General features: G+C 69.9%; 13 protein-coding genes and 4 pseudogenes. 10 read left to right on the top strand and 7 right to left on the bottom strand.

Annotation, left to right across the window (positions count from 1 at the left end; all coding sequences use genetic code 11):
- Nucleotides 1-3: 3 nt before the first annotated feature.
- Nucleotides 4-1,145 (bottom strand): annotated as a pseudogene (locus tag QEG98_RS26930) (efflux RND transporter periplasmic adaptor subunit).
- Nucleotides 1,146-1,150: 5 nt separating this feature from the next.
- Nucleotides 1,151-2,537: pseudogene (locus tag QEG98_RS42220) on the bottom strand (TolC family protein).
- A gap of 119 nt (nt 2,538-2,656) precedes the next feature.
- Between QEG98_RS42220 and QEG98_RS26915 the strand changes: the two are divergent.
- The gene (locus tag QEG98_RS26915) at nt 2,657-3,112 is read left to right on the top strand and encodes a MarR family winged helix-turn-helix transcriptional regulator (protein WP_410477847.1); all 456 of its coding nucleotides are present in this window, start codon (nt 2,657-2,659) and stop codon (nt 3,110-3,112) included.
- An 80-nt stretch (nt 3,113-3,192) separates the two neighbouring features.
- On the opposite strand, the gene QEG98_RS26910 is transcribed toward QEG98_RS26915, so the two are convergent.
- From QEG98_RS26910 to QEG98_RS26895, 4 genes are all read right to left on the bottom strand, one after another.
- Nucleotides 3,193-4,221 carry a cell envelope biogenesis protein TolA gene (locus QEG98_RS26910; protein WP_316567971.1) on the bottom strand — a complete coding sequence of 343 codons (1,029 nt, stop codon included), beginning with the start codon at nt 4,219-4,221 and terminating at the stop codon, nt 3,193-3,195.
- 151 nt (nt 4,222-4,372) lie between these two features.
- Complete coding sequence (locus tag QEG98_RS26905) at nt 4,373-5,356, bottom strand: zinc metalloprotease HtpX (protein ID WP_316563314.1); 984 nt, start codon at nt 5,354-5,356, stop codon at nt 4,373-4,375.
- A 163-nt stretch (nt 5,357-5,519) separates the two neighbouring features.
- A complete protein-coding gene (locus QEG98_RS26900) occupies nt 5,520-6,974 on the bottom strand; it encodes an HTTM domain-containing protein (RefSeq protein ID WP_316563313.1) in 1,455 nt (484 codons plus the stop codon).
- Nucleotides 6,967-8,205 (bottom strand): imelysin family protein, encoded by a 1,239-nt coding sequence (locus QEG98_RS26895; RefSeq protein WP_316563312.1) that lies wholly within the window; start codon nt 8,203-8,205, stop codon nt 6,967-6,969. The genes QEG98_RS26900 and QEG98_RS26895 overlap by 8 nt, the downstream gene beginning before the upstream one ends.
- 188 nt (nt 8,206-8,393) lie before the next feature.
- Between QEG98_RS26895 and QEG98_RS26890 the strand changes: the two genes are divergently transcribed.
- Nucleotides 8,394-9,866: a hypothetical protein gene (locus QEG98_RS26890; protein ID WP_316563311.1), complete on the top strand. Its 1,473-nt coding sequence runs from the start codon at nt 8,394-8,396 to the stop codon at nt 9,864-9,866.
- A gap of 123 nt (nt 9,867-9,989) precedes the next feature.
- Nucleotides 9,990-12,457, top strand: a pseudogene (locus QEG98_RS26885) (TonB-dependent receptor domain-containing protein).
- A gap of 33 nt (nt 12,458-12,490) precedes the next feature.
- Here QEG98_RS26885 and QEG98_RS26880 read toward each other — a convergent pair.
- Entirely contained in the window at nt 12,491-12,898 is a 408-nt protein-coding gene (locus QEG98_RS26880; protein ID WP_316563309.1) for a hypothetical protein, read from the bottom strand.
- A gap of 161 nt (nt 12,899-13,059) precedes the next feature.
- Between QEG98_RS26880 and fni the strand changes: the two genes are divergently transcribed.
- From fni to QEG98_RS26845, 7 genes and pseudogenes are all read left to right on the top strand, one after another.
- Nucleotides 13,060-14,118 carry a type 2 isopentenyl-diphosphate Delta-isomerase gene (gene fni, locus QEG98_RS26875; protein ID WP_316563308.1) on the top strand — a complete coding sequence of 353 codons (1,059 nt, stop codon included), beginning with the start codon at nt 13,060-13,062 and terminating at the stop codon, nt 14,116-14,118.
- Between the two features lie 33 nt (nt 14,119-14,151).
- On the top strand, nt 14,152-15,480 hold the full coding sequence (locus tag QEG98_RS26870; protein WP_090495889.1) for a hydroxymethylglutaryl-CoA reductase, degradative: 1,329 nt from the start codon (nt 14,152-14,154) through the stop codon (nt 15,478-15,480).
- A gap of 4 nt (nt 15,481-15,484) precedes the next feature.
- Nucleotides 15,485-16,417, top strand: a complete 933-nt coding sequence (gene mvk / locus QEG98_RS26865; RefSeq protein ID WP_316563307.1) for a mevalonate kinase — start codon at nt 15,485-15,487, stop codon at nt 16,415-16,417.
- Nucleotides 16,418-16,425: 8 nt separating this feature from the next.
- Nucleotides 16,426-17,412 carry a diphosphomevalonate decarboxylase gene (mvaD, locus tag QEG98_RS26860; protein WP_316563306.1) on the top strand — a complete coding sequence of 329 codons (987 nt, stop codon included), beginning with the start codon at nt 16,426-16,428 and terminating at the stop codon, nt 17,410-17,412.
- Nucleotides 17,412-18,490: pseudogene (locus QEG98_RS26855) on the top strand (mevalonate kinase). Before mvaD ends, QEG98_RS26855 begins: the two are co-directional and overlap by 1 nt.
- 239 nt (nt 18,491-18,729) lie before the next feature.
- Entirely contained in the window at nt 18,730-19,044 is a 315-nt protein-coding gene (locus QEG98_RS26850; protein WP_316563305.1) for a hypothetical protein, read from the top strand.
- 699 nt (nt 19,045-19,743) lie between these two features.
- Nucleotides 19,744-21,108 carry an IS3 family transposase gene (locus QEG98_RS26845; protein ID WP_410477846.1) on the top strand — a complete coding sequence of 455 codons (1,365 nt, stop codon included), beginning with the start codon at nt 19,744-19,746 and terminating at the stop codon, nt 21,106-21,108.
- Nucleotides 21,109-21,126: the final 18 nt, after the last annotated feature.

Below are 21,126 nucleotides of genomic sequence, written 5' to 3'. Positions count from 1 at the left end.
CGTTCAGCGGCTCCCGCCGACAGTGCCGCCACCATTGCCAGAGGCCCGGGGCGGGCCGCTGCCAGTGGGGGCGTTGGGGGCGTTGGCCTGCTTGGGTTTCACCGCCATGCCGTCACGCAGCGCTTGCAGCGAGGACACGGCGACCTGGTCGCCCGACTGGAGCCCGCTCTCCACCACGTAGGCCATCTCACCCAGCGCGCCGAGCGTGATGGGGCGGCGCTCCACCACCGTCTTCCCGTCCTTCGCCAGGACCACCAGCGCGAAGGGCTGACCGCTCTGCCGCACGATGGCGAGCGCGGGAATCTGCAGCGCATCCCGGGCCGAGTACACGAGCCGCGCGCGCACCAACTCGCTGGGCCGCAGGCCCACGGTGTTGCGGAAGGCGGCCTTCACCTCCACCAACTGGGTACGCGGGTCCGCCTGGGGCGCGATGTAGAAGACGTTGCTGGTGAGCAGCACCTTGCCCGTGCTGTCGAGGATTTCGAGCGCGGTGTCGGGCTTCATCGACCGCGCGCGCGGCGACGGCACCGACACGCTCACCTCGAGCACGTCCGCCTGCGCAACGCTGGTGAGCGGCGTCGTCATGCCCACGTAGTCACCCAGCCGCACCAGCACGTCGCCCATCGTGCCGGCGAAGGGCGCACGCACCACGTGGTACTGGAGCTGCACCGGCGCTGCGTCACCTGCGCGGCGGATGAACGCGCCGCGGCCTGGGCTGCCTCCACCTGCGCGCGGCCCTGCTCCAGCTCCTGCGCGCTCGCGAGCCCTTCCTTGTAGAGCGCCTCGGTGCGCTCCAGCGTGCGGCGCGCCAGCTCCAGGCTCACCTGGGTGGAGTTGAGCTGCGCCTGCGCGCTGTCGAGCGCGGCGGTGCCTTCGCGCGAGTCCACCTCGATGAGCGCGGCGCCGGCCTCCACCTTGTCACCGGGACGCACGTGAATCTTGCGCACGTAGCCCGCGACCTGGGGCAGCACGTTGACGCTCTGCCGCGACATCAGCGAGCCCAGGTACTCCCCCGTTTCGCGCACCTCGCGCGGGGTGAGCGTCACGATTTCCACCTCGCGGGGCGGAGGGGCCGGCGGGGCGGCCTTCTGGGCCGAGCAGCCCGCCACCACCGCCAGCAGGGTGACACCCCACATCGCCTTCATCTGATTCACCAGTCGCACCGCGCCTCCGTCAGGAATGCGTCCAGGCGCGCCTGGACGAGCTCGAATTCACGCAGCACCAGGGTCAGCTCCGCCTGGCGCAGGGCCGCTCCGCTTTGCACCAGCTCGAGGCTGCTGCCGCGGCCCACTTCAAAAGAACGGCGGGTGAGGCGGTCGGTCCGGTCCGCGAGGTCGCGGGACGCCACCGCCGTCGCCACCAGGGCCTCGGCCACCTCCACGGCGCGCCGGGCCTGGGCCACCTGAATCGACACGTTGCGGCGGGTGCTCTCCAGCGTCTCCGCCGCCTGGCGCTCGAGCCCTCTCGCTCGCGAATCAAGCCGCCGCGCAAGCCGCCTTCCCAGATGGGGACGGAGAGCACCGCGGACACACTCCAGATGGCCACGCGGCCGAAGCCGGGGTCCGTGGTGAGGCCCACGGCGGTGCTCGACAGGCCCAGCGTGGGCAGGTAGCCGGCGGTGGCTTGTTGGCGGCTGTCACGCGCGGACTCCAGCTGCGCGCGCGAGGCCACGAGGTCCGTCCGCTCGTTCATGTCCTTCAAGGGTGTGCAGGCCCGCTGCGTCTCGTTCACCAGCCCCTGGAGGTTGAAGTCCCGGCTGACGCCAACGGCGTTGCCGAAGCCCACCGCCAGACCCAGGGCCTCACGGCTGCGCCGCAGCTGCTCGTCTCCCGCGACGAGGGCGCTGCGCGCTACCGCCACGTCCTGCTCCACGCGCACCACGTCCAACTGGTTGCCCGCGCCCAGTTCATAGGTGCGCTGCGCGAGCGCGAAGCGCTCAAGGCCTGCCGCAGGCCCACGCGGTTGATCTCCGCCGCCCGCTCCGCCGCCACCGTGGACACCAGCACCTGGGCCAGCCCCCGCGTGAGCAGCCGCCGCGTCTCACCCAGCGTCGCCGCCGCGCCTTCCTCGGCGGCCACGGCCGAGGCGCGCCCGCGCCAGGCGCTGACGTCCACCAGGGATTGCGTCACGTTCGCCGTGGCGGTGAGCAGCGGCGTGGAGGGACCGCGGGTGTCTCCACCTCCAATGCCCACCAGCGGCGTGCCGCCAGCGCCCACGGGGAGGTCGGGGTTGAGGAGGTCCACACCGACACTGGACGACAGACGCGCATTGGGGAGCAGCGCGGCCAGGGCCTGCCGGGAGCGGCCCGCGGCGCGTTCCACGCCGGCTTCGGCGCTTCGGAGGTCGGTGGAGCGCTCCCGGACGAGCGCGAGCGCCTCGTCCCAGGTCGTTACCTGCCGCTCGGCGGGGGCAACGGGCGTGAGCATCGCGTCCTCCACCTTCGGCTGGAAGGGGACGGGCGCAGGAATGGACGGTGACGGCTCGGTCAGCGTCGACGCTGCGACGAGCGCCAAGAGAATGACGGAAGGGGAGGCCATACGAGGTGGAGGAAATGAGGGAACTGCGTGTGGGCTGAAAACTTCCCCCCGTTGTGACCAAACGCGTCGCGTCGATGTAATTGACAATGGTTGATGTCTGCAACCATCTTTAGGGGGAGATGACTGTCCCGGAGCAAATGGCCTCGCTGCGGCGCGCCATCCGTCGCCTCCTCACCGAGCGGCTGGGCGAGCAGACCAGCAGACCTTTCATGCAGTTGTTGGCGCTGAAATCCATCGCCGACGGTGTGCGCAGCCAGGCCGCCATCGCGGAGCGGCTGCTCGTGGACGCACCCGCGGTGAGCCGGCTCGTCGCGCGCTTGGAGGAGGACGGCCTGGTGAAGCGAAGCATCGCGGAAGATCGCCGGTGCGCGCGCCTGGAGCTGTCCCCGGCTGGGCAGACGGAGCTGAACCTGCTGAGCGACGCGCTCCGATGGACGGACGGGGAGCTGCTTCGCTACCTCACGGCGCGGGAGATGGCGGAGTTCAAGCGCCTCATGGACAAGCTCCTGACGGGCCTCATCCAGGCCCGGGGGCCGGTGCCGCTGGAAGGCGGCTGCGGCGCATCCGACTCCTGATGTGGAAATGACGAAGGGCCCGGCCCTGGAGGTCCTCCAGGATGCCGAGCCCTTCAAGGTGCCCAGTGAGGGCGGGTGCGTCAGGCCTGCGCGGGCTTGGACTCCGCGTCGGCCGGAGCGCTCTCGGGCGCCTGCTGCTCGGTGTCGATCGGGGCCTCCGCCTTGGGGGTGGACTGGGCCTCGGCCTCGGCGCGCACGCGCGACGTCTCCTCGGTGCGCTGGTCGCTGGCGGCGACCTCCTCGGGCGTCAGCTCCGTGCGGTCGGCGAGCATGCCCGTCTTCTTTTCCAGGTCCTTGATGGCCCGGCGAATCAGGTCGCGCTCCAGGAGCGTGCGGTTGAGGCGCTTTTCCAGGGCCTTGTACTTGTCGCGGCTCAGGTCCAGGTCGTGCTTGGTGGCGGCATAGACGCGCTGCTGCGTCTCGTTGCGGCCCTTCACCCGGCGCAGCTCCTTCTCCAGCTCCACCGCGCGGAGGCGGTCCTTGTTCGCCGCCTGCTCCAGCCGCTCCATCTTCTCGCGGTCGGCGTCATTCAGCTCGCGGTAGCGGCGCTGGCCACGCTCCTGCGGCACCGTCTCCGTCGCCGTGGGCACCACCGGCACCACCGCGGCGATGACGGCCTCGCCCTCCTGGGCAGGCGCGGCGACCTGCGTGGCGGGCACGGCGATGGGGGCGGCCGGCGCGGGCTGCGGGCGGCGGCCCTTGGACTCCATCTCCGCCTTCAGCCGCTGGTTCTCCACCAGCGCGTGGGACAGCTCCTCACGGGTCCGCTCGAGCTGCGTGGAGGCGCTGCGCTCCACCTCGGCGCGCGCCTTGGCCAGCTCCTGCGCGCTCTTGTCGGACTCCTTCTGCTCGTAGAGCTTGCGCTTGGCCTGCTTCAGCTGCTCCTTCACGTCCTGAAGTTGAGTGCGCTGCTCGTCCAGCTCCTTCTGCTTGCGCTGCAGCTCCGCCTCGGCCTTGGCACGCGCCTGGGTGTCCGTCACCAGCTCGGCGCGGGGCGCCGACGACGACGTGGACGACGACGGAAGCGCGGCGTGCTTGGGGCCGGCGAAGAGATTGAAATAGAGCGAGATGGCGAGCCCGACAGCAAGGGCGAGGACCAGGACCAGCACGGGAACGACCTCCACGGGGAAATGCAAAAAGCGGGGCAGCCTACCGTCAGCCCCCAGGGCGTCAAGGGTCCACTGCTAGACGTGCCTCGGTTCACTCCCTGCGTCGCCCCGGTCGGCGGCCCGGCGTGCGTCCGGGGCGCCGGCCGTCGCTTCAGTACGCGTACTCCCAGCCGCCGCGCCCACCGGTGCGGGCTCCCAGGCGGGCACCCAGCTCCCGCAGCCGGCGGACCCGCTCGGGGATGGGCGGGTGGGTGGAGAACAGGGCCATGACTCCGCCACGGTGGAGCGGGTTGACGATGAAGAGGTGGGCGGTGGCGGGAGCCCTGTCGTAGGGAATGGCCTCCGCTCCGCGCTCCAGCTTCAGCAGGGCATTGGCGAGCGCGTCCGGGTCGCCCGCCAGCTCGGCGCCCGTCTGGTCCGCCCCGTACTCCCGTGAGCGGCTGACAGCGAGCTGGAGCAGCGTGGCGGCGACGGGGGCCACCAGCAGCAGGCCCAGGTTGGCGAAGGCGCTGCCCAATCCGCCGCGCTCGTCGTTGTCGCCCCGGCTGAGCATGGAGCCGCCGAACCAGAAGAGCATCTGCGCGGCGTAGCTGATGATGCCGGCCAGGGTCGCCGCCACCGTGCCGATGAGGGTGTCCCGGTTGCGCACGTGCCCCAGTTCATGGGCCAGCACACCTTCCAGCTCGCGCCGGTCGAGCAGCTCCATCAGGCCCGCCGTCACCGCGATGGCGGCGTGGCTGGGATTGCGGCCCGTGGCGAACGCGTTGGGCGCCGCCGTGGGGAGGATGTAGACCTTGGGCTTGGGCATGCCCGCGCGGGAGGCCAGCCGCGCCACCATGTCGTGCAGCCAGGGCGCCTGCTCGTAGGGCAACGGTTTGGCGCCGTGGATGGCCAAGGCAATCCGGTCGCTGAACCAGTAGGAGCCGAAGTTCATCACCACCGCGAAGAGGCCGGCGAAGAGCAGGCCTTGCGGGCCGCCCAGTCGGTCGCCGATGACGAGCACCAGGGCCGTGAGCCCGGCCAGCAACACGGTCGTCTTGAGCGCGTTGCCCAGCCGGCCCCAACCGCCTCCGCCGTGCAGTGCTGGCCGGTCCGCGCCGGCGCGGGCCGTATCCTGGGAAGAATGGAGCGCCATGGCCGCCTCGTTTCCGGAAGACCCCGCGGGGCCCTCTGGAAACGTAAACCAGCATGAGAGCTCGGCAATGACGGGGGACGGCACGCCCCCGGGACAGGGGGCAGGGGGCCGGCTGCAACGGCGCACCCTCCACCCAACCCCTTGCCCTTACCGCGACACGCTCCTACGGGCGCTCGGCCGTCGCGCCGCGCAGCGGAGAGCGCAAGCGGATGGGCGGCGACTCCGGCGCCGGGCGGATCCACCGCTTGGGCGCGAGGCCGTCCACCTCCCGAGCGAGGTCCACGTCCGGGTCCACCAGCAGCTCCGCGGGGCGGCCATTGAGCGACACCTGGGCGTCGACGTGGACCTGGACGCGGCCCTTGCCCTGCGCCTCGAAGTCCCGGGCGATGTGCCGCGCCAACTGGAGGATGAGGTCCGGCTGCACCGACATCTCCCGCTCCTGGAGGCGGGTGAGGTACTGGCTGGGCGCGACGTGCCACTCCCGGTCCGACGCCGGGTCGCGGACGATGAAGGTCACGCTGCCGTTCTTCTCGCGCGCCATCACTCGCCAGGAGAAGCGCATGCCCTGCTCGTGCCACAGGACGTTGCCGCCGTAGAGGTGGGTGCGCAGCGGAATGGCGACCTGCACGACGGCGTAGGTCAGGGCCAGTCCGAGCGCCACCTGTCCCTTCCAGCCGGGAGCACTCAGGGCGGGCGTCACGGGTGTTTCCGAGGCGGCCGAAGTCGCGACGGACGTCCGCGCGAGGCGGGCACGCAGCCCGTGGTACAGCCGCCGCGGCCAGGAGGCTTCGAAGAAGACCAGGGCCCCGGTGACCATGATGACGGGGAACATGCCAATGGGAAACAGCGCGGAGGTGGCCGCGTGGAACCCGAGCACCACCACATAGGCGAAGGGCCGCAGCTTCCGGGTGAGGAGGAAGGCGACGATGGTGGTGTCGAAGAGGAATCCCGACCAAGCCGCGACGTAGGCGACCCAGGGCTCGTCGAGCATCGGACCGATGACGGGCAGGCTCGTCCGAGCCGACAGCCAGATGCTGAGCGGCTGGGCGTGGAGCAGCCAGTCACCAGTCAGCTTCGCCAGCCCCGCGAAGACGTACACCACGCCCACCTGGAAGCGCAGCAGTAGCGTGCACCACGAGGGCAGCCAGTCACTGCGCAGCGCGGGCTTGCGCCAGGCATCCACCGAGAAGGCCCGGTGCGCCGGCACGACGAGCATCAGCCCGAGGAGCAGGCTCACCAGGTAGTAGTGATTGAGGTAGTTGCTGACGTCCACGAGCTGGACGTAGGTGAAGGCGACGAACAGCAGGCCCACTGTCACGCGGTAGAAGAGGCCCGCCGCCATGCAGAGCCCGAGCACCGCGAGCGCCGCGAAGACAGTGTGCATCCACGGCGCCGGCAGCGCGGGCACCCAGCCGAAGCCCCAGTAGGTGAAGTGGAAGCGGGGGCCGGTGAACAGCACGTCCACCCAGCCGTAGGCGAGGAACCGGACCGCTGAGACGAAGATGAGCAGCCCCAGCGCCACGCGGAACGCCACCAGCGCCGCGATGTCTCGCGGCGCCAGCAGCACCTTCCAGATGCGCTCGGACGCGGGGCGCTCGCCGGACGCCACCTCAGTCATTGTCCCCCTCGACGGACTGGGGCAGCTCCAGGTCCAGCACGGTGACGAGCTCCGTCTTGAGCACGTCCGTCACGCCCTTGATGGCGTCGTACAGCGTCCGCACCGCGGCCTTGTCCTGAGCCAGGACCGTCGCCAGGTCTTCACCCGGAACAGCCTCGATGCCCGCCGCCGCCGCCGCGTTGCGCTCGCGCAGCTTCGCCGCCAGCGCGTCGGCGCCCGAGGCCTCGAGCAGGTCGTCGAAGCCCGTGCCGGAGAAGTTCTCGCCGCAGCCTTCCGTGATGCGCCGGTAGCCCACGAGGTTGGCCCGGATGTTCGCCTTCGAGCGCGCGGCGAACTGTGACTCCAGGTGTTCGGGGCACGTCGACGTGGCGCAGTCACGCAGCGCCAGCGGCCGTGCCACCTTGAGGTCCTTCACCTCGCGCTCGAAGTAGAAGATGGCGTCGCTCACGGAGTTCAGCGCCGCCTGCGTGGAGGGGTACACGGCATTGCCGGAGCCCGCCGTCGTCAACGTCCGGCTGAAATTCTCCTGGTCCGGGGCCCACGCGTTCACCAGCGCGTCCGCGCGGCGGCGGACGTCGGCGGCCACCACGGCGGCGTACGCCCGCTTGCGCGCGGCCCGCTCGTCCGCCGACAGCGCCGCCCACGTGCCCTGGGACACGATGACGGAGGTGCCGGGGCAGGCGGTGTCGTTGCCCTCGAAGAAGAGCAGGTACTCCAGCGCGTACAGGCTGCGGCGGCTCACCAGTGAGCTGTCGAAGCTCTCCGACTCGTAGCTGCGGTTGACGATCTGCTCCTCGAGGGCGCACCGGCTGACCAGGGGCCACGAGTAGATGTTGTCGCGAATCTCCGCGCCGCCCGGGAGGCTGCGGGGCGCGGCGGGACCGAACTGCATCACCTCCGCCACCTGCCACACGTCCATGGCCCGGTGGTAGGCCTCGCGCGCGGCGTCTCGCGTGGTGGCATCCGGCGTGGCCGCGTGGGCCGCGACGGCGCTCTCCAGCGCGGTGGCCGCGGTCTGGAACTCACGGGCCGTCTGCAGCACACAGGCCCCGGACGACTCCAGCAGCGCGGCGCGCGTCGCCGCCACCGCGTCGTTCGGATTGTCCGTCCCTGCGTCCTGCGGGGTCACCTTGTCCGACTTGCACGCGGACAGCGAGAGGAGGGCGGGCACCGCGAGCGCGATGGCGCGCGCACGCAGGACGGAGAGGGGGCGCGATGACTCGGTGTTCATGTCCGGGCTCGCTAACACGCCGATGTTGTTAATGACAATCAACTTCAAAGTTTGCCCGGGGAAACGTGCGGGTTTCCACAGGTTGGGTGTTGACCCGTCGCGGTCTTCCGGAGTACGAGGCGGACACGAAGAAACTGATAACGATTATCGTTTGCAGTTCGACGACTTCCTGAGGAGGGGAAAACATCATGTTGAAGACGGTGAAGCACCGCAGCTTCCTGGTGCGTGGAGCCGCGTTGGCGCTCACGCTGGCGTGCATGACGGGCTGTGGCGACGACGACGAGCCCACGCCGACGCCTGACGCGGGCACCAACACGGACGCCGGTACGGACGCGGGCACGAACCCGACGCCTGACGCGGGCACCGGCGCGCTGGACAGCGACATCGCGGTGGTCCGCTTCAACGAGGACGGCACGCACGACACGACGTTCGGTGCGGGCGGCGTGACGCACGTGGACTTTGGCACCGGCCGCGACGGCACGCGTGACTCGCTGTGGGACGTGCGCGTGGACGGCACGGACCGCATCGTGCTGTTCGGCAACAAGCGCGCGGACGGTACGCGCGCGGACACCGACCGCGTGGTGGCCCGCCTGACGGCGACGGGCGCGCTGGACACGACGTTCGGCTCGACCGAGACGCCCAACGGGTTCAGCGTCCTCAACCTGTCCAACCTGAACGACGGCATGCGCTACGGCTTCATCCAGGCGGACGGCAAGATCATGACGTCCGGCTACACCTCCATGCCCACCGGCGTGGGTGCGCAGGCGGCCAACCGCATCGTGCTGCAGCGCCTGAACGACAACGGCAAGGCGGACGACGCGTTCGGCTGGAAGGGCGTCGTGACGTCCGCGCCGTTCCAGGCCCAGAGCGAGACCAACCCTGAGTGGGGCATGGCCGAGGCCTACGCCGTGGGCATGCAGTCCAACGGCAGCTACGTGACGACCGGCTACGGCCGCTCCGCGTCCTCCGGCACGGTGGACCTGGTGTCCTTCCGCTACACCACCACGGGCGCGCTCGACCCGACGTGGGGCACGGGCGGCGCCGTGGCGTTGGACCTGGCCGGTGACAACGACCGTGGCCGCAACCTGGTGGTCCTGAACGACGACCGCGTCCTGCACGTGGGCAGCGGCACGCCGAGTGCGCAGAACATCCAGGCCCTCCTCCTGGTGCAGACGCCGGACGGCCAGCCGGACACGACCTTCGCGCCGGAAGGCTACAAGACCTTCAGCCTCGACCGCCCGGAGCAGGCCTTCTTCGGCGTGGCCAAGTCGACGGACGGCAACTGGGCCGCCGCGGTGGGTTACCGCGCGGGTGGCAACCAGAACGACGACGGCATCCTCGCCATCATCCCCACGAACGGCTCGGCGGAGGAGGTCATCATCAAGGCCACGCCGATCTCCACCACGGAGAACGACCGCTTCTGGTCCGTCGCCTTCGACTCGACCAACCGCATCTACGCGGCGGGCTTCGTGACTGAGGGTGGCGACAACCAGATGGTGGTGGCGCGCTTCACCACCGATGGAAACCTCGACACGACCTTCGGCACCGGCGGTATCGCGAAGATCAACGTCGCGACCGCGGCCACCGAGGAAGCCGCTCGCGGCATCGCCATCCAGACGGATGGAAAGATCGTCATCGGCGGTCCCATTGAGAAGCGGTAATCGCTGACGCAGTGTAGAAGCAGGAGCCGGGGAAGGCGGTCCGCGCGCGGGCGGGCCTCCATCCCTGGCTCCTGGCTTTTGAGTCGTCGGACATCCCGGTCAGACAAGGTCGAAACGCTTCAGATGGCACTGTTCGAGCAGAAGCTGATGTGGGCGCGGAGCTGGACACTTCCGGCGCTCTTGCTGGCATGGGCCTCCCCGGCCGCGGCGCAGTCCGAGCCGCCCCAGGACGCCGCCGCCGTGGCTCCCGAGCCGTCGCAGGTGCAGGACGCCGCCGCCGTTCCTGAGGCGCCGCAGGCGCAGGACGCCGCCGCCGTTCCTGAAGCGCCGCAGGCGCAGGACACCGTCGCCGTTCCTGAAGCGCCGCAGGTGCAGGACACCGCCGCCGCGGAGACGCAGCAGGCCGAGCCGGCGCAGGCGCCCGTGGGCGACGCGCCGCTGGCCACCGAGCCCCCGCGGGCGAGCCACTGGTGTTGGAGCCTTCACCCGAGGCGGTGGAGAAGAGATTCGAGAGCGTGGTGGTGGGCACCTCGGAGGCGCGCACGAGCGGCTCCATCCACGTGCTCAAGCCCGCGCAGTTGGAGCGCTTCGAGCGCGATGACCCGGCCGCCATCCTCCAGACGGTGCCCGGTGTGTACTCCCGCGGCGAGGACGGCTTCGGCCTGCGGCCGAACGTGGGCTTGCGCGGCGTCAATCCAGACCGCAGCAAGAAGGTCACCCTTTTGGAGGACGGTGTCCTCTTCGGCCCCGCGCCGTACTCCGCGCCGGCGGCCTACTACTTCCCGCTGGCCACGCGCATGCAGAGCATCCGCGTGCTCAAGGGGCCCTCGGCCATCCAGCAGGGGCCGCAGACGGTGGGCGGCTCCGTGGAGTTCATCACCCGGGACATCCCCGCGTCCGAGTCCGCCTGGCTGGACGTGGCGGGCGGCGAGTACCTCTACGGCAAGGCCCACGGCGTCTTCGGCGCCAGCACCGAGCGCGCGGGCTTCCTGCTCGAAGGCGTCCACCTGCGCAGTGACGGCTTCAAGGAGCTGGACACCGTTGGCGGCAACACGGGCTTCACCCGCAACGAGTGGATGGCCAAGGGCCGCTACCTGCTCGTCCCCGAGGGCCCCGTGCGCCAGACGCTCCAGCTCAAGCTGGGCTACTCGGACGAGGACTCGAACGAGACGTACCTGGGCCTGAGCAGCGCGGACTTCGCCGCCGCGCCGCTGCGCCGCTACGTCGCGAGCGCCCTGGACCACATGAAGTGGCACCGCACGCAGGTGGTGCTCAGCCACGAGCTCGAAGCGGGCGGGCTGGCCGTGACGACGTCCGTCTACCGGCATGACCTGAGCCGGGCGTGGCGCAAGGTGAACCGCTTCCGCGGCGCCTCCATCGCCAGCGTGCTGGCGGACCCCACGAGCGCGCGCAACGCCATCTACTACGGCGTGCTCACTGGCGAGCTGGACTCGTCGTCGTCCCAGGACGCGCTGCTCATCGGCCCCAACGACCGCACGTACGTGTCCCAGGGCCTCCAGAGCATCGCCCGTTGGACGGCCACCACCGGCCCGCTGAGCCACAACCTCGAGCTGGGCGCGCGCTTCCACTACGACAGCATCCGCCGCCTCCACACCGAGGATGCCTTCCTGATGCAGGGCGGCCAGCTCGTGCGGACCAGCGAGCCCACGTACACGACGGCCGACAACAAGGACTCCACGCACGCCATCGCCCTGCACGCGACGGACGCCATTGGCTGGGGGCCCCTGGTGCTGACGCCGGGCGTGCGCATGGAAATCATCCGCTCGGCGTCGCGGAACCACCTGACGGGCACCGAGTCGAGCGGCGCGCTGGAGGTGCTCATGCCGGGCATGGGCATCTACGGCGCACTGACGCGTGAACTGGGCCTGTTCGCGGGCGCCTATCGCGGCTTCTCGCCCCCGGCGCCCGGACAGCCGGACGCGGTGCTGCCGGAGAAGAGCATCAACTACGAGGCCGGCGCGCGGTGGACCCGCCGTGGCGAGCGGCTGGAGGCGGTGGGCTTCTTCAACGACTACTCGAACCTCACCGACATCTGCACGTTCTCCAGCGGTTGCCTCAACGACGCCCTCGACCGGCAGACGGACGCGGGCAAGGCCTACATCTACGGCCTGGAAGTCTTCGGTGAGAAGACCTTCCGTCCGGGCGGGGGCGTGACGTTCCCCGTCTCGCTGTCCTACACCTTCACGCGCACGCGGCTGCGTGAGGACTTCCAGTCGGCGGACCCGCAGTTCGGCAACGTGCGCGCGGGCGACGAGCTGCCCTACGTGCCCCGGCACCAGCTCTACGCCACCGCGGGCGTGGAGACGTCGTGGGGCGGCCTGGCCCTGAGCGCCTTCTATGTGGATGCCATGCGTGAGCAGGCGGGGCAGGGCGAGGTGCCTCCGGAAGAGCTGACGGACGCGCTGCTGACGTTCGACGTCAACGCGAGCTGGAACTTCTCCCGCTGGGGGCAGCTGTACCTGAGCGCGCGCAACATCCTGGACGAGCAGGCCGTCGTGTCGCGCCGTCCCTACGGTGCCCGGCCCAACGCGCCTCGGGCCGTCATCGTGGGCGTCAAGCTGGGCATCTGAAGCCCGGACACCCCCGCGGGCGGCGTCTCGCTTCTAGAGATAGAAGCGGTCCGTCACGCCCGCGGTGCGCTGGAGGATGGCGCTCCAGCCCAGCCACAGGGCGATGCCACTGGCATCCGCCCGCGCTTCCGCACCCAGGGCTCCCAGCGAGCCCGTGCAGCCGGCCAGCGTGAAGCGTCCTGAATCCGTCAGGTGTGTGAGGAGGGCGCGCAACGTGGGCATCCCACGCGACTCGAAGCGGTGGGTGACGTCATCGCGACCCGTGAAGTCCGGGTCGTCGAGCGCCCCGTCAAGGAAGCGCTCCAGGGCCCACCAGAAGAGGTACACCTCCGCCTTGCGGCCAGAGGCCACGGCAGCGGCGGCGATGGACAGGCCTTGATGCACGCGGTCGTAGTCGCCGCTGTGCAGGAAGACAACCACGTGGGTCGGGGGGGCGCTCACGCGGCGCTCATACCGCCCACAAGGCGCCAGCGTCCACCCACACGCCGGGACTGACCGCCCGGGCCCTTTGGCTTGCGCCTTGCCCGCCGTGCTTGCTAGGAAACCTCGGTCATTCGGGCACTTACGCGCCGTAGCACCTGGGCGGACCGGACTTCAACGAGATGGGCGACGACATCACAGCCAGACGCAAGGACGCGCATCTCGACCTTTGCTCGAAGGGTGACGTCGAACCCAGCGGAAACAGCACCCTGCTGGAGTGCGTCAAGCTGGTCCACTGCGCGATGCCGGAGATGTCCGTGGAGGACGTGGACCTGTCCACGGCGTTCCTGGGCAAGCGGCTGCGCTACCCACTGCTCGTCACCGGCATGACGGGTGGGACGGAGCGTGCGGGTGCGGTGAATCGCGACTTGGCGCTGCTCGCCGAGCGCCACGGCCTGGCCTTCGGTGTGGGCAGCCAGCGCGCCATGTCGGAGGACGCCTCGCGGGCCGCGTCGTTCCAGGTGCGGCAGGTGGCGCCCACGGTGGCGCTCCTGGGCAACATCGGCATGTTCCAGGCCATCGGGTTGGGCGTGGAGGGGACGCGCCGGCTGGTGGACGGCATTGGCGCGGACGGGCTGGCGCTGCACCTCAACGCGGGCCAGGAGCTGACGCAGCCAGAAGGCGACCGGGACTTCCAGGGCGGCTACCGCGTGGTGGAGCTGCTGGTGAAGGCCTTTGGCGACCGGCTGCTGGTGAAGGAGACGGGCTGCGGCATTGGCCCGGACGTCGCGCGGCGGTTGGTGGACCTGGGCGTGCGGAACATCGACGTGTCCGGTCTGGGCGGGACGTCCTGGGTGCGCGTGGAGCAACTTCGCGCGTCAGGCGTACAGGCACAGCTGGGGGCGGAGTTCAGCGCGTGGGGCATTCCCACGGCGGCGGCGTTGGCCTCCGTGCGTCGGGCCGTGGGCCCGGACGTCCACCTGGTGGCGAGCGGTGGCCTTCGCACGGGGCTGGACGCGGCCAAGGTGCTGGCGCTGGGGGCGAACCTGGCCGGCATGGCGCTGCCGTTGTTCCGGGCGCAGCAGGCGGGCGGGCTCAAGGCGGCGGAGGCGGCGCTGGAGGTCATCCTGGCGAGCCTGCGGCAGGCGCTCGTGCTGACGGGAAGCAGAAGCTGCGCTGAACTGAGACAGCGGCCCCGGGTGGTCACCGGAGAGTTGAAGGATTGGTTGGCGGCGCTGTAGAGGGTGGCCGCGCCGAAGTCTGGAAGGAAGAACATGTCTGACACCGTGACGTCCCGGCTTCCCGGGTTCCACAAGCTGCCGATGGAGGAGCGCCACGCGCACCTCTCCCGCATGTTCCGGCTCACGCCCGAGGACCTGCAGCAGCTGCTGGGTTCGGAGGCGCTCCAGCCTGTCCTGGCGAACCAGATGATTGAGAACGCGGTGGGGACCTTCTCCCTCCCGCTGGGCCTGGGCCTCAACCTCCAGGTCAACGGGCGCGACTACCTGGTGCCCATGGCGGTGGAGGAGCCGTCCGTCGTGGCGGCGGTGTCCTTCGCGGCGAAGATTGTCCGAGAGGCGGGCGGCTTCATCGGTGAGGCCGACCCGTCGCTGATGATTGGCCAGGTGCAGGTGTCGCGCTACGGCGACCCGACGGTGGCCACCGAGCGCATCCTGGCGCACAAGGAGCAGATTCTCGCGCTGGCCAACAGCTTCCACCCGGCCATGGTGGCGCGCGGCGGCGGGGCCAAGGACGTCGAGGTTCGCGTGCTGCCGGCCCCGGAAGGGCCGCGCGGCGAGCCGCTGCTCATCGTCCACCTCATCATCGACGCTCAGGAGGCGATGGGGGCCAACCTCATCAACACCATGGCGGAGGGCGTGGCGCCGCTCATCGAGCAGGTGACGGGCGGCAAGGTGTACCTGCGCATCCTCTCCAACCTGGCGGACCGCCGGCTGGCGCGCGCCATGTGCCGCATCCCCATCCCGCTGCTGGCGGACTTCGAGATGCCGGCCGAGGAGATTGCCGAGGGCATCGCCCAGGCCAGCCGCTTCGCGGAGGCCGACCCGTACCGCGCGGCCACGCACAACAAGGGCGTGATGAACGGCATCGACGCGGTGGCCATCGCCACGGGGCAGGACTGGCGCGCCATTGAAGCGGGCGCGCACGCGTTCGCCTGCCGCAACGGGCAGTACCGGCCGCTGTCCACCTGGTACCTGGAAGAGGGCCACCTGGTGGGCCGCATCGAGCTGCCCATGGCGCTGGGGACGGTGGGCGGGCCCATCAAAATCCACCCGGGCGTGCAGATGGCGCTCAAGCTGATGCAGACGACGTCGGTGCGAGAGCTCGCCATGGTGTTCGCGGCGGTGGGGCTGGCGCAGAACTTCGCGGCGCTCCGGGCGCTGGGCAGCGTGGGCATCCAGAAGGGCCACATGGCGATGCACGCGCGCTGCGTGGCGGTGACGGCGGGCGCGCGGGGCGACTGGGTGGAGAAGATTGCCAACCTGCTGGTGAAGGCGGGCCACGTGAAGGTGGAGAAGGCCCGCGAATTGCTGGCCAACCTCCCCGCCGAGGATGCCGCGGCCGCGACCGGCACCACGGTTTGACGCCGTGGCTCCTCGTCCTGAATCCTTGTCGGCCTTTGGCGCCGGCAAGGTCATCCTGTTGGGTGAGCACAGCGTCGTGTACGGGCACCCGGCCCTGGCCGGGCCGTTGTCGCAGGGCGTGACGGCGCGCGCCGTGCCGGCGAAGGCGTGTCAGCTCGCGTTGCCCTCCACGCTCAGCCGCCCGCAGCGGGCGCAGCTCACGGCGGCGTTCGCCCGTGCAGCGGAGGTGACGGGCGCGCCGCCGGTGAAGGTGTCGCTGGAGGCGGACCTGCCGCTGGCGGTGGGCCTGGGGAGCTCGGCGGCGTTGTCGGTGGCGTGCGCGCGGTTGCTGCTCCAGGCGGCGGGGAAGGTACCCACGCCGAAGGACGCGGCGCGTGTGGCGTGGGCGATGGAGCAGGAGTTCCACGGGACGCCGTCCGGCGTGGACCACACCACCAGCGCGGCGGAGCAGTTGGTCCTCTACTGGCGCAAGCCGGGGGCCGCCAAGGGGACGGGGCAGGTGGTGGAGAGCCCCAAGCCCTTGCATGTGGTGGTGACGCTCGCGGGTGAGCGCAGCCCCACGAAGAAGACGGTGGGCGCGCTGCGGGAGCGGCAGGCTCGCTGGCCGTCGCGCTACGAGCGCCTGTTCGCGGAGATTGGACGGGTGTCCTCGGAGGGCGCGAAGGCGGTGGCGGCGGGAGATTTGGAGGCACTGGGCGACGCGATGAACGTCAACCAGGGCCTGCTCGCGGCGCTGGGCCTGTCGTCGCCGCCGTTGGAAGAGATGGTCTACCGGTTGCGGGAGCTGGGGGCGCTGGGCGCCAAGCTGACCGGAGCTGGTGGAGATGGTGGGGCCGTCATTGGCCTGTTCCTGGAGCCCAAGCCCGTGGTGACGAAGCTCACCCGGATGGGCGTGCGCTGCTTCAGCAGCCAGCTCGCGGGACCGCGGGCGTCGTGAGTCTTCCCATGAAAGCCACAGCTCTGGCGCATCCCAACATCGCCCTGGTGAAGTACTGGGGGAAGCGGGATGACGCGTTGATTCTGCCGCACCAGTCCAGCCTGTCTCTCACGCTGTCGCCGCTGTCGGTGACGACCACGGTGGAGTTCGGCGCCGCGAGCGACCAGGTGGAGCTCAACGGGCACACCGCGAAGGGCAGCGAGCGCGACCGCGTGCTGCGGCTGCTGGAGTTGGTGCGCGCCCAGGCGAAGGCCGACCTGGGCCCCGCGAAGGTGGTGTCTCGCGGAGACTTCCCCATGGCGGCGGGGTTGGCCAGCAGCGCGGCGGGCTTCGCGGCGCTGGCGGTGGCGGGACGCGCGGCGGCGGGGTTGCCGTCGGAGCCCCGCGCGGCCAGCATCCTGGCGCGCATGGGCAGCGGCTCGGCGTGCCGGAGCGTGCAGGGTGGGTTCTGCGAGTGGCAGCGCGGCGAACGTCCGGATGGCGAGGACAGCTTCGCGGTGCAGCGCTTCGACGCGGCCCACTGGCCGGACGTGCGCATGGTGGTGGCGATTCTCGACCGCGGCGAGAAAGAGGTGAAGTCGCGGGACGGGATGAAGCTCACGGTGGACACCAGCCCGTACTACCCGGCGTGGGTGAAGGACGCGGAGGTGGAGGTGGTGCAGGTGCGTGAGCACATCGCCCGGCGAGATTTGCAGGCCCTGGGCGAACTGTGTGAGCGCAACGCGTGGCGGATGCACGCGACGTCGTTCGCCGCGAATCCGCCGCTGAGCTACATGAGCCCCGGCACGTTGGCGCTCATCCAGCACCTGAAGGAGCAGCGCAAGAAAGGCATCCCGGTGTGGTTCACGCTGGACGCGGGGCCGAACCCGGTGCTGCTGACGGACGCCGCGCACGAGGTGGCAGCGGAGGCGCTGGCCCGCGCGTGCGGCGCGGTGGATGTGATTCGCTGCGTGCCGGGTGGTGACGCGGAGCTGAAGGCGGAGCACCTCTTCTGATGGAGCGCGCCCTCTCCGCGCCGGGCAAGCTGTTCCTCTCCGGGGAGTACGCCGTGCTGTGGGGCGGCGTGGCGCGCCTGGCCGCGGTGGCACCGCGCACCGCCGCGTATGTCCGCCGCCGCGCGGATGCCCGGGTGCACGTGTGCCTGGAAGAGGGGACGCTGGCGGGAAGTACGACGCCACTGGGCGTGCGCTGGGAGCGGGAAGTCCCAGCGGGGTTCGCCTTCGTAGCGCGGGCGCTGGACGAGGCCCTGCGCGCACATGGGCGCGCGAGCCAGGGTTCGACCTGGCGGTGGCCCCGTCCGCGGTGGGGCCGAACGGGCAGAAGCTGGGCATGGGCGGCAGTGCGTGCGCGACGGTGCTGGCGGCGGAAGGCGTGCGCTATGTGCTGGAGGAACGCTACGACGCGCTGAAGCTGGCGCTCCTGGCGCACACGCTGGGGCAGGGCGGGAAGGGCAGCGGCGGCGATGTGGCGACGAGCTTCGCCGGCGGCGTGCTGCGCTACCGGCGCTATGACGTGGCGCCTCTGATTGAGGCGAGCAACACCGGGCGGCTGCGTGCGGCGCTGGCGGAGTCCCCGTCGGTGGACGTGTGGCGCCTGCCTTCGCCCCGGGTGTCCATGGCGTATGCCTTCACGGGCGAGAGCGCCTCGACACGGGTGCTGATTGGCCAGGTGGAAGCGCGTCTGGAGGAGTCAGGCCGCCGGAGCTTCGTGGCGCGCTCGGACACGCTGGGCCACGCGATTGAGGACGGGCTGAGCGGCGGTGACTTCCGGGCCTTCTCAGAGGCCGTGAAAGCGCAGCACGCCCTGCTACTGGAGTTGGGGCCGCTGGAGACGGAAAGCATGCGCCGCGTGCTGGCGCTGGCGGCCACGTACGGCGCCGCGGGCAAGCTGTCCGGCGCGGGTGGTGGGGACGGTTGCATCCTGTTCGCGCCGGATGCGCAGGTCCGTGCGGAGATGTGCAAGGGATTGGAAGCCCGGGGCTTCCACACGCTGCTGTTGGATGCCGAGCCCGGTGTCCGTGGCGAGGCCCAGGCCTTTCCTAAATTGCGGACCTGGGTCGATGCCCTGCGCTGAGTGCGCTTTTTCCGCTACGCGCCTACCATCTGTCTTCCTGCTCAAGGCAAGAACGGTAGCGTTCCTCTCAATCTGACCTGTGAGTAGTTCCCGGAAGAGACTTGGCGTCTCAGGGAAATGTCTTGGCCTGTAGGGGCATGATCACGAAACCCTGGACCAGCCTGACAATCTCCTTGCGGCGTGCTCTATCGGAGTCGCCGGCAGCGCATCTCCCCATCAGATTTCCATATGTGATTGTCATGCAGAACGCGAACATCAAATGGGACCGTCTTCACGATGCAACGCTGGTATCCGTGACCACTGAGTGGGCCTCGGGCGAGACTCACGTTCGGGTGCGGCTGAGCGAGGAGGCTGCCCGAGGCGCCGAAATTCATGTCACGGGTGCGACGCTGCTTCGTTGCCCCCGGGAACAACCTTGGGGCCCAAGCGTGTCGATCAACGAAGTCCGCCTCCTAGCCCAGCAAAACGGGCTGCAGCGACTTGAGATCGAGGTTCAGAGCGGAGACGTGATTGAGATCGAGGGTGACACTGTTGACCTCAACGTTGATGCCTAACCCCAGCTGATGCAGGGACCGTGATCGGAACAACCTCTTTCTTGTGTCCCCTTCTTCTCAGGGACTCAGGCCGCTGAAGCCAGCTCAGGGGGGGGGCACTGGCAGGACGCTGAACAATTTGACCAGCGTCCGTCGGGGTACACCTGTAGGACCTGGGCGATGTCTCTCCAACTGCCGCCTTCTGCCCCGCAGCCCCGCAACGGCTTGAAGGTCTACTTCCCGCTTGGGCCGGCCCACGCTCCGGCCCAAGCAGGTGCGACCGGTGGCCTTCACCCAAGCCAGGCCGGCACGCACACCGTCGCGGATCAACTCACGCTCGAACTCTGTGAGAGACGCGATGAGGTGTGAAGTTGCCCGTTTTCGCGAAGTTCTTCGTGAAGTGGGGCTGCCCCCCGATTCCGTGGAAACACTTTCCACCACATTTCGGGTGTAACGGAATCGGGGCAGGCTCAGACTGCTCGTAGGCCTCCACGCGTATGTGCCGCCTAGCCGTAGGTCACATAGGACTGGAGCGGATGTTCCTCTCCGAAAGGGTTCCCGCGCAGGCGGAACCAGAAGCCCGGCGTCCCCTTGTCGAAGTTGTACAGTTCGTTGTTCACATCTCCGCGGAATCCCGGCCCGGACCGACCCTCTCTGCCAACGTGAGTGAGACAGTTCGTACCCAGCAGTTTAGTGTGCAGGGCGACCCAGGCAGGAACGATGAGCGCAGTGGTGGAAGAGGCTCGGGTCCGGGAGACCGAGGTGGAGGAGAAGGCGAGGCGACGAGGCTTCACGGCGGAGTACAAGCTGCGGGTGCTGGCGGAGGCAGACCGTTGCACGCAGCCCGGTGAGGTTGGGGCGCTGCTGCGCCGCGAAGGGCTGTACTCGTCGCTGCTGAGCGCGTGGCGACGCCAGCGCGAAGCGGGAGAGCTGTCAGCCCGCAGCCCGAAGAAGCGAGGCCCACCGGCGAAGGTTCCCGATGCGAGCGCCCGACGCGTCGCCGAACTGGAGAAGCAACTGGCCCGTGCCCAGGTGCGCCTCAAGCGCGCCGAGGCCCTGCTGGACCTCCAAAAAAAGTATCGGAAATCCTGGGAGTGGAGCTGCCGAAGCCCGACGAGGAGCTTTGATGGGCGTGGCCCTGGAAGCGGTGAGCGAACTGGGCGTGGCGCCGGTGTGCCGGCACTGGGACTGCCGCGTGCCACCTACTACCGACGAGCACGGCCCAAGCACGGGCCGGCGCGCCGAAGCCGCTCACCGCGGGCGCTGGCCCCCGAGCAGCGGGCCGAGGTGCTCGCGGCGCTGCATGAGCCGAGATTCCAGGATGCGGCGCCAGCGGAAGTCTACGCGCAGTTGCTCGATGAGGGGCGCTACCTGTGCTCCGAGCGCACCATGTACCGGGTGCTCGCTGAGAATCACCAGGTGCGTGAGCGCCGCAACCAGCTGCGCCACCCGAACCACCCGGTGCCCCAATTGCACGCGACGAAGCCCAATGAACTCTGGAGCTGGGACATTACGAAGCTGCACGGCCCGTCGAAGTGGACGTACTTCTACCTCTACGTCGTCCTGGACGTCTTCAGCCGCTACGTCGTCGGGTGGATGGTGGCCCACCGCGAGTCGGCCACCCTGGCGAAGAAGCTGCTGGCGCTGACGTGCGAGCGCCAGGGCGTAGTACCCGGCCAGTTGACGATTCATGCCGACCGAGGCTCCTCCATGACGTCCAAGCCGGTGGCCTTGCTGATGGCCGACCTGGGCGTGACGAAGACGCACTCGCGGCCTTACGTTTCCAACGACAACCCCTTCAGCGAGGCCCACTTCAAAACGATGAAGTACCGGCCTGACTTTCCCGAGGCCTTCGGCTGCATCCAGGACGCTCGCGGCCACTTCAGTGACTTCTTCGGTTGGTACAACAACGAGCACCACCACGGCGGCCTCGGCCTGTTGACACCCTACGACGTGCACCTTGGCCGGCGGCCGAGCGCCTCGCGGCCCGCGCTGCGGTGCTCGCCGCTGCCTACGCCGCTCACCCTGAGCGCTTCCCTCGCGGTGCTCCCATGCCGAAGGCACCGCCTACCTCCGTCTGGATAAACGACCCCGCGCGGCTCT

The sequence above is a fragment of the Myxococcus sp. MxC21-1 genome, assembly GCF_032612255.1.
In the GTDB taxonomy this organism is placed as follows: domain Bacteria; phylum Myxococcota; class Myxococcia; order Myxococcales; family Myxococcaceae; genus Myxococcus; species Myxococcus virescens.
Note: the sequence above shows the minus strand (reverse complement) of the source record. Positions and strands in the feature narration are given on the sequence as shown.

Coding starts and splice junctions, on each gene's coding strand:
- QEG98_RS26915 (WP_410477847.1), top strand. CDS start 2,657: ATGACTGTCCCGGAGCAAATGGCCTCGCTGCGGCGCGCCATCCGTCGC.
- QEG98_RS26905 (WP_316563314.1), bottom strand. CDS start 5,356: ATGGCGCTCCATTCTTCCCAGGATACGGCCCGCGCCGGCGCGGACCGG.
- QEG98_RS26900 (WP_316563313.1), bottom strand. CDS start 6,974: ATGACTGAGGTGGCGTCCGGCGAGCGCCCCGCGTCCGAGCGCATCTGG.
- QEG98_RS26895 (WP_316563312.1), bottom strand. CDS start 8,205: ATGAACACCGAGTCATCGCGCCCCCTCTCCGTCCTGCGTGCGCGCGCC.
- QEG98_RS26890 (WP_316563311.1), top strand. CDS start 8,394: ATGTTGAAGACGGTGAAGCACCGCAGCTTCCTGGTGCGTGGAGCCGCG.
- fni (WP_316563308.1), top strand. CDS start 13,060: ATGGGCGACGACATCACAGCCAGACGCAAGGACGCGCATCTCGACCTT.
- QEG98_RS26870 (WP_090495889.1), top strand. CDS start 14,152: ATGTCTGACACCGTGACGTCCCGGCTTCCCGGGTTCCACAAGCTGCCG.
- mvaD (WP_316563306.1), top strand. CDS start 16,426: ATGAAAGCCACAGCTCTGGCGCATCCCAACATCGCCCTGGTGAAGTAC.
- QEG98_RS26850 (WP_316563305.1), top strand. CDS start 18,730: ATGCAGAACGCGAACATCAAATGGGACCGTCTTCACGATGCAACGCTG.
- QEG98_RS26845 (WP_410477846.1), top strand. CDS start 19,744: ATGAGCGCAGTGGTGGAAGAGGCTCGGGTCCGGGAGACCGAGGTGGAG.